The organism is Microbacterium sp. NPDC090007 (assembly GCF_044748345.1).
Lineage (GTDB): Bacteria > Actinomycetota > Actinomycetes > Actinomycetales > Microbacteriaceae > Microbacterium.
This window is the reverse complement of sequence record NZ_JBIVFV010000001.1, coordinates 451955-466944: the sequence shown is the minus strand read 5'-3', so window position 1 is coordinate 466944 and position 14990 is coordinate 451955. Positions and strand designations below refer to the sequence as shown.

At 66.1% G+C, this 14990-nt stretch carries 14 protein-coding genes; 9 read left to right on the top strand and 5 right to left on the bottom strand.

The features are described from left to right. Positions 1–45: 45 nt before the first annotated feature. The 4 genes from ACIPVB_RS02180 to dnaA all read right to left on the bottom strand — a co-directional run bounded on the left by ACIPVB_RS02180 (position 46) and on the right by dnaA (position 4633). Positions 46–534 (bottom strand): DUF721 domain-containing protein, encoded by a 489-nt coding sequence (locus tag ACIPVB_RS02180; protein ID WP_400366569.1) that lies wholly within the window; start codon positions 532–534, stop codon positions 46–48. Continuing rightward, positions 527–1681: a DNA replication/repair protein RecF gene (gene recF / locus ACIPVB_RS02175; RefSeq protein ID WP_400366568.1), complete on the bottom strand. Its 1155-nt coding sequence runs from the start codon at positions 1679–1681 to the stop codon at positions 527–529. The genes ACIPVB_RS02180 and recF overlap by 8 nt, the downstream gene beginning before the upstream one ends. Positions 1682–1728: 47 nt before the next feature. After that, entirely contained in the window at positions 1729–2880 is a 1152-nt protein-coding gene (dnaN, locus tag ACIPVB_RS02170; protein ID WP_400366566.1) for a DNA polymerase III subunit beta, read from the bottom strand. Positions 2881–3328: 448 nt separating this feature from the next. After that, on the bottom strand, positions 3329–4633 hold the full coding sequence (gene dnaA, locus ACIPVB_RS02165; RefSeq protein WP_400368175.1) for a chromosomal replication initiator protein DnaA: 1305 nt from the start codon (positions 4631–4633) through the stop codon (positions 3329–3331). 417 nt (positions 4634–5050) lie between these two features. Between dnaA and rpmH the strand changes: the two genes are divergently transcribed. The 9 genes from rpmH (at position 5051) to ACIPVB_RS02120 (ending at position 14488) form a co-directional block, all read left to right on the top strand. Next, complete coding sequence (gene rpmH / locus ACIPVB_RS02160; RefSeq protein ID WP_013584598.1) at positions 5051–5188, top strand: 50S ribosomal protein L34; 138 nt, start codon at positions 5051–5053, stop codon at positions 5186–5188. Positions 5189–5196: 8 nt separating this feature from the next. Next, positions 5197–5535, top strand: a complete 339-nt coding sequence (gene rnpA, locus ACIPVB_RS02155; protein ID WP_108319827.1) for a ribonuclease P protein component — start codon at positions 5197–5199, stop codon at positions 5533–5535. Then, entirely contained in the window at positions 5532–5888 is a 357-nt protein-coding gene (yidD, locus tag ACIPVB_RS02150) for a membrane protein insertion efficiency factor YidD (protein WP_400366563.1), read from the top strand. Before rnpA ends, yidD begins: the two co-directional genes overlap by 4 nt. A gap of 2 nt (positions 5889–5890) precedes the next feature. Continuing rightward, entirely contained in the window at positions 5891–6952 is a 1062-nt protein-coding gene (yidC, locus tag ACIPVB_RS02145) for a membrane protein insertase YidC (RefSeq protein WP_400366561.1), read from the top strand. A 13-nt stretch (positions 6953–6965) separates the two neighbouring features. Then, positions 6966–7469, top strand: a complete 504-nt coding sequence (locus tag ACIPVB_RS02140; protein ID WP_400366559.1) for a protein jag — start codon at positions 6966–6968, stop codon at positions 7467–7469. Between the two features lie 7 nt (positions 7470–7476). Continuing rightward, positions 7477–8106 carry a 16S rRNA (guanine(527)-N(7))-methyltransferase RsmG gene (gene rsmG / locus ACIPVB_RS02135; protein ID WP_400366557.1) on the top strand — a complete coding sequence of 210 codons (630 nt, stop codon included), beginning with the start codon at positions 7477–7479 and terminating at the stop codon, positions 8104–8106. A gap of 4078 nt (positions 8107–12184) precedes the next feature. Beyond that, on the top strand, positions 12185–13111 hold the full coding sequence (locus tag ACIPVB_RS02130) for a ParA family protein (RefSeq protein WP_400368174.1): 927 nt from the start codon (positions 12185–12187) through the stop codon (positions 13109–13111). Next, entirely contained in the window at positions 13111–14070 is a 960-nt protein-coding gene (locus ACIPVB_RS02125) for a ParB/RepB/Spo0J family partition protein (protein ID WP_400366556.1), read from the top strand. The genes ACIPVB_RS02130 and ACIPVB_RS02125 overlap by 1 nt, the downstream gene beginning before the upstream one ends. A gap of 70 nt (positions 14071–14140) precedes the next feature. After that, entirely contained in the window at positions 14141–14488 is a 348-nt protein-coding gene (locus tag ACIPVB_RS02120; RefSeq protein ID WP_400366555.1) for a tryptophan synthase subunit alpha, read from the top strand. Between the two features lie 156 nt (positions 14489–14644). Here ACIPVB_RS02120 and trxA read toward each other — a convergent pair whose 3' ends face one another. Then, on the bottom strand, positions 14645–14968 hold the full coding sequence (trxA, locus tag ACIPVB_RS02115) for a thioredoxin (protein ID WP_400366553.1): 324 nt from the start codon (positions 14966–14968) through the stop codon (positions 14645–14647). Positions 14969–14990 lie beyond the last annotated feature (22 nt).

The following is a 14990-nucleotide window of genomic DNA, read 5'->3' as shown; positions in this document are numbered from 1 at the left end:
CCCCGGAGCGGGGATAAATCACGTCTGACCGTGACCGACCATGGATCAGCCGTAGGTATCGCGCGGACCGCGGCCTGGAACGGCTCTAGGCCCCCATTTCCACGAGGGGACGTCCGGGCCCACGAAACGGATCGCTTCGACGCCCGCCTCGGGAAAGCGACGGGTGATCTCGGAAAGGATGTGCGCGCGCATCAGCTGGAGCTGCTTGGCCCATGCCGTCGAGTCGGCCTGAACGGTGAGAGTGCCGGCCTCCAGGGCCACGGGGCGGGTGTGCGCGGCGGTGTCCGCCCCGGCCACCTCGTCCCACGTACGCACCAGATCCTCGCGCGACAGCTGGGCCTCCCAGCCGGCCGACCGCGTCAGCGCCGAAAGGACGTCCCCGAGGCCGCGAGGATCGCGCCCGGGCGAGAAGGGGGCGTTCTCGCCGTCATCCGCCCGGCGCCGCTTCTTCTTCTTGCGGTACGGCGACGGCTCGAGACCCCGCAGGCGCAGATAGGTCGAGAGGGTCTCGGGCAGATCGGGCTCGTCAGTCATCGCCCGCCCCGGTGATCTGCCCGGCCTCTACACGGACGACGCGGGCCCGCAGGCCCTCGGGGATGTCCTCTTCGACAGCGGAGGTGACGATGACCTGCTCGTATCCGCCGGCGAGATCGGCCAGGCGCGCCCGCCGGCCCGCATCGAGCTCGGCGAACACGTCGTCGAGGATGAGTACCGGATCACCCAGACGGGACTCCGCCCGCAGCAGCTCCGCGGATGCCAGTCGCAACGACAGGGCGACGGACCACGACTCTCCGTGCGAGGCATAGCCCTTCACCGGCAGACCGCGCACCTTCAAGACCAGATCGTCACGGTGCGGCCCCACCAGGGTCAGACCACGCTCGATTTCGGCGGAGCGGCGGGCGGCCAGAGCTGCGCGGAACTGCTCCGCGAGGGGCGCCGACGATCGGACGCCGTCCACGGCTTCGCCCTCTTCGGGATCGCCGCCACCCACCGACAACGCCCACGCCAGGCGCGGGTCGTGATCCGCGCCGGCGATGGCCGCATACGCGCGGGCGACGGGCGCGGAGAGGTCGGATGCCAATGCGAGGCGCGCCTCGATCACCTCGGTGCCGAGGGTGACGAGCTTGTCGTCCCACACGTCGAGGGTGCTGAGGGCATCGCCGCGGACGCCGCGCGCCCGCGCGGACTTGAGCAGGGCGCTGCGCTGACGCAGCACGCGGTCGTAGTCGGCGAGCACCGCGGACATGCGCGGTGTGCGCTGCACGATGAGCTGATCGGCGAAACGACGGCGGGACGACGGGTCTCCGCGGACGATCTGCAGGTCTTCGGGGGCGAACAGCACCACCTGCGCGTACCGAGGCAGCTCGGTGGTGCGGACGTTGACGCCGTTCACGCGCGCTTTGTTCGCCCCTTGACGGTTGAGCTGCAGCTCCAGCAGCACCCGGCGCTCACCGTGGGCCAGACGGGCGCGGACGATCGCGGCATCCGTCCCGTCGCGCACCAGGGGGGCGTCGGCGGAGACGCGATGCGAACCGAGAGTGGCAAGGTAGGCGACGGCTTCGACGAGGTTGGTCTTGCCCTGACCGTTACGACCGACGAACACATTGGCCCCGGCGGAGAGCGTGACGTCGGCACCCGCGTAATTGCGGAAGTCCTTCAGTCCGAGCTGCTCCACGATCACCGAGTCAGACTACCCGCCGCCTCCGACACGGTGAGCGGCCGAGCCGCTCAGCGCAGCAGCAGGTTGGGCTGCAGCAGGTACTTGAACGAGCCTTCGCCGCCCTTGTCGACCGAGGTCTGCGGGGTGACCAGGACGGGGCTGAGCTTGTTGGCGTTGTCGCTCGAGGTGAACGTGATGCGTGCGAACTCGCTGCGCACCGCTCCCAGCGATTCGAGCAGGTACTGGGGGTTGAGACCGAGGGTCACCTCGTCGCCCAGAAGCGTGGCGTCGACCGACTCGGTCGCGCGCGCCTGCTCCGTGCCGGACGCGTCCATCGAGACCCCGTCCGGGCCGAACGTGAAGCGCAGCGGCGCCGACCGGTCGAGCACCAGCGCGACGCGGCGCACGGCCTCGGCGAGCTCGGCGGTGTTGACCACGCTGTGGTGCTCGGTCTGAGCGGGGAAGAGCCGGCGCACAGGCGGGAAGTTGCCCTTGATCAGCAACGAGGTCACCGTCTTGTTCCCCGACGAGAACGCGATGATCTCGCGATCGCCGGAGCCGGAGAACGCGATCGAGATGTCGCCGCCGTGCGCGAACGTCTTGCCGACCTCTTGCAGGGTGCGTGCGGGCACCAGGGCGGTGGTGGGCTCCTCGGATGCCGCGGCCCCGCCGTCCCACGGGATCTCGCGCAGCGCGACGCGGTAGCGGTCGGTCGCGACCAGGCTCAGCCGCGTCCCCGAGGCCTCGAGCTGCACGCCGGTCAGGACCGGGGTGACGTCGTCGCGCGACGCGGCGAACGCCACCTGCGCGATGGCGGTGGCGAACTCGTCGGCGGGCACCAGACCGGACTCCCCGGTGACCTCGGGGATCGCCGGGTATTCCTGTACGGGCATGGAGGCCAGGGTGAAGCGTGCCGAACCGCAGGTCAGCAGGATGCCGCCGTCGTCGTCGACGGCGATCTGGATGGGCGCGTTGGGCAGGCGGCTCGCGATGTCGCTGAGCAGGCGCCCGTGGACGAGGATCGTGCCCGGCTCATCGACGGTGGCCTCGATGGTGGTCCGCGCGGAGGCTTCATAGTCGAACGCCGCGAGCGTGAGTCCCTGCTCACCGGCCTCGATGAGGACGCCGGCCAGGATCGGTTGCGGGTTGCGCTGAGGCAGGAGCTTGACCACGAACGAGACGGCTTCGCTGAACACATCGCGATTGACGTGGAACTTCACGGGTGCTCCCTTGACGGCGGGTATGGCTTACCCATGCTAGTGCCCCCTTCCGGCGGACTCTGCCGAGGGGTCTGCGCACCACGAGGTCATCGAATCTCTTAACAATGATTTGGGATCTTCATCTTGTTAACAGCTGTGGACAGTGTGGATAACTTCCGCCTCGCCTGTTAACTGCAGGGAACACGGGGGTTGTTAACTGTGGACGGGTTGCGGAGAGCCTGGGCACTTAACGCGTCGGCGCCGTGGTTGGCTTCGACCCTCCTCCACAGGGTTAACAGCTCCGTGCACATGTCATCCGCAGTAAATTCGAGTTATCCACAGGTTTTCCACACTGTGTAGAACTCCTCCGAAAAGACCTCGTGAGGCGCCGCCAGAGCCCGAATCGGGCGGGAAAATGCGAAAAGGGCCCGTCCGCGATCGCGGACGGGCCCTGCAGTCAGACGGGCGCTCAGCGCATTCGGCCGAGCTGACTGGTGATCTCGGAGACCTGGTTGAAGATCGAGCGGCGCTCCTTCATCAGGTCGCTGATCTTCTTGTAGGCGTACATCACCGTCGTGTGATCGCGGTTGCCGAAGAGCTGACCGATCTTGGGCAACGACAGGCTGGTGCGTTCCCGGCACAGGTACATCGCGATCTGCCGCGCGGTGGCGACGGCCTGTGAACGGCTGGAGCCGTACAGGTCGTCGACCGACAGCTTGAAGTACTGCGCGGTGGCGGTGATGATGTCGGTGGGCGAGATGACGTTCGCGTCGTCCTGATCGATGATGTCGCGCAGCACCGTCTGCGCGAGGGACATGTCGAGCGTGGACCGGTTGAGGCTGGCGAATGCCGAGACGCGGATGAGCGCGCCCTCGAGCTCGCGAATGTTCGACGACACCACGGTGGCGATGTACTCGAGGACGTCATCCGGGATCAGCAGTCGCTCGCTCTGGGCCTTCTTGCGCAGGATCGCGATGCGGGTCTCGAGGTCGGGTGCCTGGACGTCGGTGATCAGGCCCCACTCGAAGCGGCTGCGCATGCGGTCTTCGAAGCCGGTGAGCTGCTTCGGCGGCAGGTCGCTGGTGATGACGACCTGCTTGTCGTGGTCGTGCAGCGTGTTGAACGTGTGGAAGAAGGCTTCCTGCGTCTCGGCGCGACCCTGCAGGAACTGGATGTCGTCGATCAACAGGATGTCGACGTCGCGGTAACGCGCCTGGAACGCGGATCCGCGGTTGTTGGCGATCGAGTTGATGAAGTCGTTCGTGAACTCTTCGCTCGAGACGTATCGCACGCGGATGCCGGCGTACATGCTCGCGGCGTAATCGCCGATGGCGTGGAGGAGGTGCGTCTTGCCGAGACCCGAGTCGCCGTAGATGAAGAGCGGGTTGTAGGCCTTGGCCGGCGCTTCGGCCACCGCGACGGCGGCGGCGTGGGCGAAGCGGTTGGACTGCCCGATGACGAAGTTGTCGAACGTGTACTTCGGGTTCAGCCGGGTGTCGCTGCGCGAGGCCGGAGTGATCGGCTCGGGCGCCTGCTCGGTGATGCTGCTCGAGGCGGCGGGCGCCGATGAGCGCTCGGTGCTCGCCACCGGCACGGGGGCGGAGTCGCGGTGGGACTCGACGAGGTCGGGATTGACCACGACGCGGAAGGTGCCCACCTCGGGGTCGCTGCCCTGCACCTGGGCGAGGGCCTCGAGGATCGACGCACGCATGCGCTTGTTGAACTGCGCAGCCGTCAGATCGTTCGGCACGTCGAGGTAGAGCGTGCCGCCCATGACACCCTGCGGGACGGCGAGGTTGAGGAACCCGTGCAGCTGAGGGGTGACACGGTCATCGGTGAGAAGATGGTCCAGCACAGCCGACCAGACGGGGACATCCGGTACTTCGTACAGAGACATGTCCCCTCCGGGATCTTGACGCGACGGAGATCGACGAAGTCGCGTCGAACCTGTGGATAACTTCCGGGGCCACGCTAGTTCGCGGCTCTCGCGGAGCAAAATCCACTGTAGGACCCGGCCGCGTGTCTTTGCCACGCTTGTGGACAACGCCTGGGGATAATGAGCGGTCGGCCGCTCGGTTTGAGTTAACGCCGGACTCGACGTAGCCTTAGTCGGTTGACTTATGCCTATACGGCAGTCCCGACCCCGTCCCCGGCAGAAGAGCATCGGGCGACACCACCTCCGGAGTGACCCATGAGCAAGCGCACCTTCCAGCCCAACAACCGTCGTCGCGCCAAGAAGCACGGCTTCCGTGCCCGCATGCGTACGCGTGCCGGCCGCGGCATCCTCGCGGCGCGTCGCGCCAAGGGCCGCACCGAGCTCTCGGCCTGACAGACCCGGTGCTCGCGAAGCCGAACCGACTCACCCGCGGATCGGACTACAAAGCCACAGTCCGACGGGGTTCTCGGTGTGCCGCAGCGCACACCGTGACCTACGTCGGATCGTCGGCCGAGACCGAGACGCCACGCTTCGGCTTCATCGTGAGCCGACAGGTCGGCTCCGCAGTCACCCGCAACACCATCCGCCGCCGCCTCAAAGCGGTGTGCGCCGAGGCGCTCCCGTCGATTCGCGGGGGCGCCTCGATCGTCATCCGCGCACTTCCCTCTGCGGCGACCGTCGACTACGCCACTCTGCGCGCCGAGGTCGTGCGGTGTCTCGAGCGAAAAGCATCGGCATGAGCGTTTCCACACTTCCGACGTCGTCCACCGGATCCGGTCGGTTCACGGCGGACGGGGTTCTGGCATCCGTGCCCCTGCTCCCCCGTAACGCGGGACTCGCGCTCCTGCACGCGTATCGGGCGACGATCTCTCACGTCTACGGCGACGTGTGCAAGTACTACCCGTCCTGCTCCGCCTATTCGGTGGGCGCCGTGCAGCAGCATGGACTCGTGAAGGGCATCGCGTTCACCGCGGCCCGTCTCGCCCGCTGCCATCCCTGGGCTCAGGGTGGCATCGACGACGTCCGTCCTCACCGGGCCTTCCGCCACGAACTCACCCGGCACGGTTTCGTCGTGCCCGCCCGAAAGGACTGATCGTGCAATTCGATCTCATTGGGACCATCCTCTGGCCGCTGAAATGGGCGGTCGAACTCGTGCTGGTGGGATGGCACGCCCTGTTCACCGCGGTGGGCCTCGCGCCCGCCGCCGGTCTGACCTGGGTGCTGTCGATCGTGGGCCTCGTGCTCGTGGTCCGCGCCGCCCTCATCCCGCTCTTCGTCAAGCAGATCAAGAGCCAGCGCAAGATGATGGAGATCGCTCCGGAGCTGCGCAAGGTCCAAGAAAAGTACAAGGGCAAGCGCGACCAGCTGTCTCGCGAGGCGATGAGCCGCGAGACCATGGCGTTGTACAAGAAGCACGGCACCACCCCGGTGTCGAGCTGCCTTCCTCTCCTCGTGCAGATGCCGATCTTCTTCGCGCTGTTCAGCGTGCTGAACGATGTGTCCAAGCACGCCAACAGCGGTCAGGGTGGTGTGGGTCTGCTCACCCCCGAGCTGACGCGCGAGTTCTACGACGCCCGGTTGTTCGACGTGGCATCCATGCACGTGAATCTCGTCACGGCCTGGGGCCAGTCCGACGGTCAGGTCACGGTCGCCATTCTGCTGACGCTCGTCGTGCTCATGATCGCGTCGCAGTTCTTCACGCAGCTGCAGATCATCTCGAAGAACCTGTCGCCCGAGGCCAAGACCGGCCAGGCGTACCAGATGCAGAAGATCATGCTGTACATCCTGCCGCTGGCGTTCATCTTCTCGGGTGTGTTCTTCCCGCTCGGTGTCGTCATCTACTGGTTCGTCAGCAACCTGTGGACCATGGTGCAGCAGTTCATCGTCATCCGTGAGATGCCGACACCCGGATCGGATGCCGCGAAGGCTCGCGAAGAGCGTCTGGCGCGCAAGGGCAAGGCGATCGACTCGTCCGGCAAGGTCGTCTCGATGGAGAAGTACGAGGCAGAGCAGCAGCGTCTGCTCGAAGAGGCCGAGCGCGCTCGAGCGGCGGCCCCCAAGCGTCAGCAGCCCGTGGGCAAGCAGCGCGCGAAGAAGCAGCAGTCCGCCAAGAACCCGAGCGCCGGTGGTGCCTCCGGTTCGTCCTCCCCCGCTTGACCCGGAGATCACGATGACGACGTCCGATCAGATCGCGCCCGAACAGAACGCCGCCACCGAGGAGCAGCTCGAGCAAGAAGGCGACATCGCCGCCGACTACCTCGAGGGGCTGCTCGACATCGCCGACATCGACGGCGATCTGGCCCTGGATGTGCGCGCGGGGCGCGCGTACGTGTCGGTCGAGGCCGACGACGCTGCGGCGCTGTCGACCCTGTCGCACCCGGAGACGGTTCAGGCGTTGCAGGAGCTCACACGACTCGCTGTCCAGAACTCTACGGGGCGGTTCTCGCGTCTCATCCTCGACATCGGCGGGTCGCGCGACGCGCGCCAGCGTCAGCTCGAGGACCTGGTCGATCGTGCCATCGCCCGACTCGACGAGGGAGCATCGCAGGCGTCGTTGCCCGCGATGTCGAGCTACGAGCGCAAACTCGTGCACGACATCGCGGCTGATCGGGGCTACTCGTCCGAGTCGTTCGGCGAAGGGGCGGATCGCCACACCGTCCTGCGTCGAGGCTGAGCGACGGATGCCGGAACAGCTCGAGTCCGAGCCGGCGGCGGCCGCGCACCTCTTCGGCGATCGGATCGAGATCGCTCGTCGCTTCACGCAGAACTTGGCGGTACACGGCGAGGAGCGGGGTCTCATCGGTCCGCTCGAGGTCCCGCGGCTGTGGACCCGGCACATCTTGAACAGTGCCATCGCCGCACCGTACTTCCACGGACGTGCGGTCGACGTCGGCTCGGGGGCCGGGCTTCCGGGCCTGGTCCTCGCCATCGCACGACCCGACGTCGAATGGACGCTCATCGAGCCGATGGAGCGACGGACGGCTTGGCTGTCGGAGCAGGTCGCCGAGCTGGGGCTCTCGAACGTCACCGTCGCCCGTATGCGCGGAGAAGAGTGGACCGAGGGCCGCGTGTTCGATGTGGCCACGGCGCGAGCGGTGAGCGCCGTGCGGACGCTCCTGCCCATCACCGCGCCCCTCGTGCGCCCCGGAGGGCGTCTGGTGTTCCTCAAGGGTGCGAACGTGGCATCCGAGATCGAGGCTGCGGCGAAAGCTGTCCGTAAACACGGACTCGTGGACATCGCCGTCGAGGTTGTCGGTGAAGGTGTCCTCGACGAGCCGACGCGCGTCTTCCTCGCGACAGTTTCTCGATGATTAGACCTCTGATCAGGTAATTTTCATTCTGCTTCGGTGAATGGCGTGGCGTTGTGCTCGAGAAGCGTTCGTTCGCGTCGCTTCCGCTTCCTCTGAGCGTCTCGGGACCCAGCCCCGGTCGTTGCGCCGGGTTGCCCGATCCGCACCCCTGGGTCGATCCTGTCGTGGGCGCCCCGTCTCTCGGCAGTGGGGGTGCTGCGGGCCGGTTCGGTGGCGGAGCGGCCCGATGTGCCGGCTGTCGCGTCGCGATCGACGCGCGGACGCGGACCGGGTAGGAGTCCCGCAGCACGCTCTGCGGACCGCGCGACTCATTTGTGCTCGAAGGTCGCCCGTTGGCGAACCGCGCGGAACGTCGGTGCATGCGGTCTGCTGCGCTTGACGTGTCGCGGGGACGAGGGTGGGTGACGCGGTCGGCCCGCGAGAATTGGCCCGCGCCGTGGGCTGCCTGCACCTCTCTGGCTCTCACGCGCGCACGGTACGCTGCCGCCGGTTCGACGGGCACACCTCCATCGATGACTGAGCGTGCCCTCCCCCGCCGATCTTCCTTGTGCGCAGGTGTGCGTGTCGTCCACGCCCGTCGGATGACCCGGCTTGTTCTGGGGGCCACACGTGATCGTCATCGAGGTCGAGCTATGCCCATCCGTCGACTCCGGGCGGCGATGCGCAACGGGCGGCGGAGTCGGCCGGACGAGCAAGACGTCGTCACTACCGTCACGCCTGAGCGGCGTTGGGCGGGCGTCGAGGAGGACGTCGATGTCGCGACGATCGGGATCTCGCGTCAGCAGCTTGCGGCGCGCGTCAGCAAATTCCACATGTTCTGCCCGCGGCCGGTACCGCAGGAGTCCGAGCCTCTCTACTCGTGGCGTTTCGGGTGAGATGCCACCGATAAATGCTCGGCCCGCGAGACAAGTGGGCTGTCCCCTGCGGGCGGGTCGATTCGAGCACGAGGCGGAAGACCTGACTCGCACAGTCATTGTCTTGAGTGGGTGCTCGACCGTGGTCTGTTTCACGTGAAACAGTGAAGGCGGCCGCACGCGCAGGAGACAGTGGGATTCAGAGGCAATCACTCCCTCTCGGGTCGGGAGAAGCCACTAGCCGGCGCGGCTGGGTGGTCGCGCCGAAACCCGGCTGACAGGCCTTCGCATCGTTCGACACGCTCGCGTGTGCGAGGGCCATTACTTTCTACGGCTGCGCGTTCGTGCCGGCACCGGGCTGGGGCGCGCTCGCATCGCTCGACACGCTCGTGTGTGCGTCTGAGCGCAGGGCGGTCATCCCCGTCATGTCGGGTATCGCGAGGCATCCTCTGTGGAGGCGACAGGCGAGGGGGGGCGCTACGGTGTGCTCCCCGACCACACCTAGCTGCGCTCGTTCGCGACTGACCGTGAGCGTCACGGGCGCCCTGAAGGCACCACGGTGTGCATGTGAGGGCGACCGTGGTTTCAGATCGGAACGCGCGTGCTCACGAGCTCCCTCTCGTTACGCAGGCGTCGTCCGATGGGGCACGAAAGCTCGGAAGGTGCGGTCTCGGCCTACACCCCCTCGCAACGCACGGTGCAACTCGAGACGATTTCGGCCAACTCACGCGAGACCCTGCTTGGACGGGTCGATCGAGGTGTGGCCTGAGCCTTGCGGCTGTATGGACTTCCCTGCCCGCCTGGAGAGGCGCCTGGGCGGCGGGTCTTCGGCGGCCTGTCTGGACGTTGAATGGCGTGCGTCCGTGTCCGAATCGGTGCGCGTCGGATGCGGTTCGATTCTGGATCAGGTCCGGCAGCTTCGGCATTCGACGCGTGGTCTTGTCTGGTGGCTCCGCTACGTCTCCGACGCGGTGTTTCACGTGAAACATCCCCGCATCCGCGGTTCCAGAACCCGGGTACTCAGGTCGCGGACGTCAGCAATTGTTGTGGGTCGGGTTCGAGGGCATCAGGACGAGACATTCCCCTCACCTCCTCTGCTCTGCGTGTTCGCTGGGTGGACTGTTCGCTTGCTCCGTTGTGCCGGTCGCGTGTCTGCGCATCGCGGAGGAGAGATTCCAGCTTGATAGGCCGCGCTCGCACGACTCCCCGGCTGAACCGGGCAGGGTGCGGTTCAACCTCCACTCCCCCTCGTTGCTCACTCAGCGAGCCGGCGTGTCCGTGTTCTACACGATGCAACTCGTGTACCGAGCCCGCACTGCCTTGCCTCGACCGCCGGTGATCGGAAGGCGGGATGAGCGTGAAAGCCGCGGGGAAGTGCAACGAGCAGGTGGCCGTCGTTGATCCGTCCAGACGCTGACAGCGGAGTCTCACGATCAGTCTGTTCGACACCAGGCTCGGCGCCCGGCGCGATCCATTGGACTGACTTTTGTGGGATTGGGGAGGACGTGTGTGACACCCGCGTGAAGTGAAGCCGCCGATGCAGCGCGAGTGCCACGTCCGTCGAGGCCCCCAAGGATGACGACGCTATCCAGTGCGGCGGATTTGGTCACTGCAGCCTGCACGGCAGCGAGATGCGTTATCCCCGATTCGTGCGCTGATTTGCGCCGTTCGTTGCACCTCAGGCGGCACACCTCGGCGTCGTCGTGGTCATCACGCCGGGCCTCATGCGCATGTGAGGAAGGAACGTGGATGATCAGCGGCGAGGGGTCATGGTGGAGTCGCGCCGATGCTGCGGCGGCGACAGGCTTCGTCGTCGGATCACATGAGGAACACCGTGAGGCAGATCGAGTGTCCCAGCGGCTCGATATGGTGTGTTTCACGTGAAACATCGGTCGCGGCATCTGCTGCCGAGTCTTTGGTGGGCGGGAGCTGGGGCCGGTCGGGTGCGCGCCTCAACTGCCCTGCGAAGACAATCCGTGCCCACGGTAGCGACTCTTTACTCACTGCTGGAAGAGCTGGGGGCATTCGCTCCTTCGAACCAGATCCCTGGGCGTGTGTTCCGATCGCCTGGATGGTGGGCTGAACGTCCTCACGAATCTCCACTCACACGGGGCATGACGTCAGGTCTTGTGTCAACGGCGCGCATCCCTCTTGCAGGCTGAGCTCCGACGCCATCTCTTAACTCATCCACGGTTGTCGGCGCAGCCGGTAAGCAGACGCGTTGCTGTGCAAGTTTCACGTGAAACATTGACGTGAACTGTTCCGTACGCGTCGTTCAGGAGTCGGATTGCCATCCCTGAACTGCATCTCTTCATGAACTCATTCGAGGTCGACTGTGTCGCGTGGGCTACATCCCCGGATCGCAACGCGCTCTGTTCGAGGCTCGTGATCTCCCCGGTGGACTCACTGCGGCCGGGACCAGACGTGACGGGGTCCCTGTGTTTCACGTGAAACACCCAGCGGGTGGGAATGCGTGGATGTACCTCGCGATGAGCGCACGACGGTCAGTCCGATTCCCCTCCTCGGTTGGCTGACACCCGGAAGACTCCCAGAATCTTGTCGCCCCAAATTGCCACGTGGCCGTAGTCGATGGGCACATCGACGCACCGAGCGATCACGTCGCGAGACACCTCGTTGTTAACTCGTATCGCGCCCCCAGAGGCGCACCGGAGTCGGCTTACCGCGGGCATCCACGCGCGTCACGACCGGGCTGGACGGAGACGATCGTACGAGTGCGATGTCGTCTGCGAGGTGCGCGCGAAACCGACGTCGGTGGCGCCGGTCGATCCTTGGGGTCCCGGGCGCGGGAGTCGGGTTCGCTTTCGCGCGCCTCGCGCGCGTAACCACTGGTGGAGCATCGTTCGAAGCCTGGCCACGAGGTCGCGGATGATTGCAGAACCTCTGCTGACCTCCCCGTGCAGTCGTGGACGCCGCCGGTTCACACTCCTCATACCGTTCTCGCGCCTCTCTGCCTCCGGGGGGTGAGCGACACCGGTGGAGGTGCGGAAGCCTCGCAGGTGCGTCCGCATGCGCCACCGGGGAAAGCGCAGGGGAGTTCCGCACGCGGATGCGCTGGGGTGGGGCCGCCGTGCGCCCGTGCCACACGAAGCTGTCGCCGCGTCGCCGCCCTCCACTCATCCTGGCGACCTGGTGATCTGACTGCCGCGTCGGCGGCAATGTCAGACCCGACGGGTAGACTGAGCGGGTTCGCGACGGTGAGAGGTGTGTTTCACGTGAAACAGTCCGATGAGACGCCCGCGTCGTCATCCTTCGACGACTCCCCCATCGCACGCGAGATCGCACACCTCTCCGCACGACGTCGCGCGCTGGAGACGAAAAGTGTCGAGCTGTCGGGTCGTACGCGCATTTTTACGGTCTCGAATCAGAAGGGTGGCGTCGGTAAGACGACGACGGCGGTGAATATCGCGGCCGCTCTCGCGTCGGTGAATGCGCGGGTTCTGGTGATCGACCTCGACCCGCAGGGCAACGCCTCGACGGCCCTGGGTGTGGCTCACAACGCTGAGACGCCGAGCATCTACGACGTGCTGATCGATGACTTCCCGCTCGCCGATATCGTGCAGCAGAGCCCCGAGTCATCGCATCTTTTCTGCGCACCCAGCACGATCCACCTCGCCGGCGCAGAGATCGAGCTGGTGTCGCAGGTCGCTCGAGAGCACCGCTTGCGCGGGGCCCTGCGGGATTACCTCGCGATCGAGGGCAATCACTTCGACTTCGTGATCATCGATTGTCCGCCGTCCCTCGGACTGCTGACCATCAACGCATTCACCGCGGCCGATGAGGTCATGATCCCCATTCAGTGCGAGTACTACGCACTCGAGGGTCTGAGTCAGTTGCTCGGCAGTGTGCAGATGATCCAGAAGCATTTGAACCCTGCTCTGCACGTGTCGACGATCCTGCTCACCATGTATGACGGGCGTACACGTCTGGCGCAGCAGGTGGCGGAAGAGGTGCGATCGCACTTCACCCACGAAGTGCTCGACACCGTCATCCCCCGTTCCGTCCGCGTGTCCGAGGCGCCGAGCTTCGGACAGACGGTGATCGCGTACGATGGCCAGTCAGCAGGGGCCATCGCCTACCGCGAAGCAGCGGTCGAGATCGTCGCACGAGACACCACGAAGAAGGATTCCTGATGGCGAAGAGGACCGGACTGGGCCGCGGTATCGGCGCCCTGATCCCTACGGCGGAACCGTCCGAGGCGCGCCCGGTCGACGTGTTCTTCCCGGATGCCGGAGCGGCGGCGAAGGAGGACGCGAAGTCCTCGGAGGCTGTGGCCGATCTGGTGAATGTCCCTGGTGCGCGGCTGATCCACGTCGACCCGAAGTCGATCGTTCCCAACCCCCGACAGCCCCGCACGCACTTCGATCCCGACGACCTGGCCGAATTGATCCACTCGGTCCGCGAATTCGGCGTGCTTCAGCCCGTGGTGGTCCGCGACAAGGGTGACGGCACGTACGAGCTGATCATGGGTGAGCGTCGTACTCGTGCGTCACGCGAAGCCGGACTCGACACCATCCCGGCGGTCGTCCGCGAGACCGACGATGAGTACCTTCTGCGCGACGCCCTGCTCGAGAACCTCCACCGGTCTCAACTGAACCCCCTCGAAGAGGCGTCGGCTTATCAGCAGCTTCTCGAGGACTTCGGGATCACGCAAGAAGAGCTGGCGACGCGCATCGGTCGCTCCCGTCCGCAGATCAGCAACACGATCCGTCTGCTCAAGTTGCCCGTCCCCGTCCAGCAGCGCGTGGCCGCCGGCGTCCTGAGCGCCGGTCACGCGCGGGCCATCCTCTCGCTTGACGATCCTCGCGAGATGCAGAAGCTCGCCGACAAGATCGTCAACGAAGATCTGTCGGTGCGTGCCGCGGAGGCGGCTGCGAAGATGCCGGGGGTCGCACCCGTCCGCCAGAAGCCGACGGCGGGTTCCCGCCGCTCCGGCCTCGACGACGTCGCCGATCGGCTCGGCGATCGCCTCGACACGAAGGTGCGGGTCTCGCTGAATGCAAAAAAAGGCCAGATCAGCATCGATTTTGCCACCATACAGGACCTGAATCGCATCTTGGCTGCGCTGGGAGAAGACAAATACACCGGCTGACGGGCAGCATCTCGCGGCCAGCGAACACCCCGCGCCCCCGTGTGTCGGTGGGTCGACGTACGCTGGAATGGTGACTGCGAACGATGACAACCTGCGCCGTCGCGCCAGCCTCGAGCTCCTGCGCGCGGAAGCCTCCGACGAGCTCGCGGTCCTCATTCACGAGCGACTGCGCGGTGGCGAAGACCCGTGGGACTTCATGGAGGATCTCCCGAGTGTCGATGAGCTGGTCGTCCTGACGCTGCGCGCTGAGAACATCGCCGAGAACGGGGGAATGCGCCCGAACCGTTCACGGAACTATCGCGTGCTCCGCCAGATCGCGCTGCAGTATCCCGCCCTGACGCGCGCTGTGTGGCGCATCCTGGGCGAAGAAGAGCCGCACCGGCGGTGGGACGCCAGCGTCCGTCTCGACGCGTCCTGACGGCGCACAGCGCCCGACTCGCGGACACGGGCGCGGAGTCACCCGTCGGCCGGCAGCAAGAGGGTGTTGCGACGCTCCGTTGGCTGGGCCGGGCCGCGGCATCCGGATATGCGAAAGACCCCGGCACCGACGTGCCGGGGTCTTTCGAGATCAGGATCAGCCGATGAACGGCGCGAGGTCCTGCTCGAGCGCGTACTTGGGCTTGGCACCGATGATGGTCGTCTTGACCTCGCCGCCCTGGAAGACCTTCATCGCCGGGATCGACGTGATCTGGTACTTCATGGCCAGGTCGGGGTTCTCGTCGACGTTGAGCTTGAGAATCGTGAGCTTGCCCGCGTTCTCGCTCTGGATCTCGTCGAGCACGGGTGCGACCATTCGACACGGTCCGCACCACTCGGCCCAGAAGTCCACGAGCACGGGTCCGTCGGCCTGCAGGACGTCCTGCTCGAAAGTCGCGGAGGTCGTCGCCTTGGCGGTCATTTCATTTCTCCTTAGATCAGAT

Bases quoted from the DNA above. Each gene is read 5' to 3' on its own strand.
- ACIPVB_RS02180 (WP_400366569.1), bottom strand. From the start codon at position 534: ATGACTGACGAGCCCGATCTGCCCGAGACCCTCTCGACCTATCTGCGC.
- dnaA (WP_400368175.1), bottom strand. From the start codon at position 4,633: ATGGGCGGCACGCTCTACCTCGACGTGCCGAACGATCTGACGGCTGCG.
- rpmH (WP_013584598.1), top strand. From the start codon at position 5,051: ATGAGCAAGCGCACCTTCCAGCCCAACAACCGTCGTCGCGCCAAGAAG.
- yidD (WP_400366563.1), top strand. From the start codon at position 5,532: ATGAGCGTTTCCACACTTCCGACGTCGTCCACCGGATCCGGTCGGTTC.
- ACIPVB_RS02140 (WP_400366559.1), top strand. From the start codon at position 6,966: ATGACGACGTCCGATCAGATCGCGCCCGAACAGAACGCCGCCACCGAG.
- rsmG (WP_400366557.1), top strand. From the start codon at position 7,477: ATGCCGGAACAGCTCGAGTCCGAGCCGGCGGCGGCCGCGCACCTCTTC.
- ACIPVB_RS02125 (WP_400366556.1), top strand. From the start codon at position 13,111: ATGGCGAAGAGGACCGGACTGGGCCGCGGTATCGGCGCCCTGATCCCT.
- trxA (WP_400366553.1), bottom strand. From the start codon at position 14,968: ATGACCGCCAAGGCGACGACCTCCGCGACTTTCGAGCAGGACGTCCTG.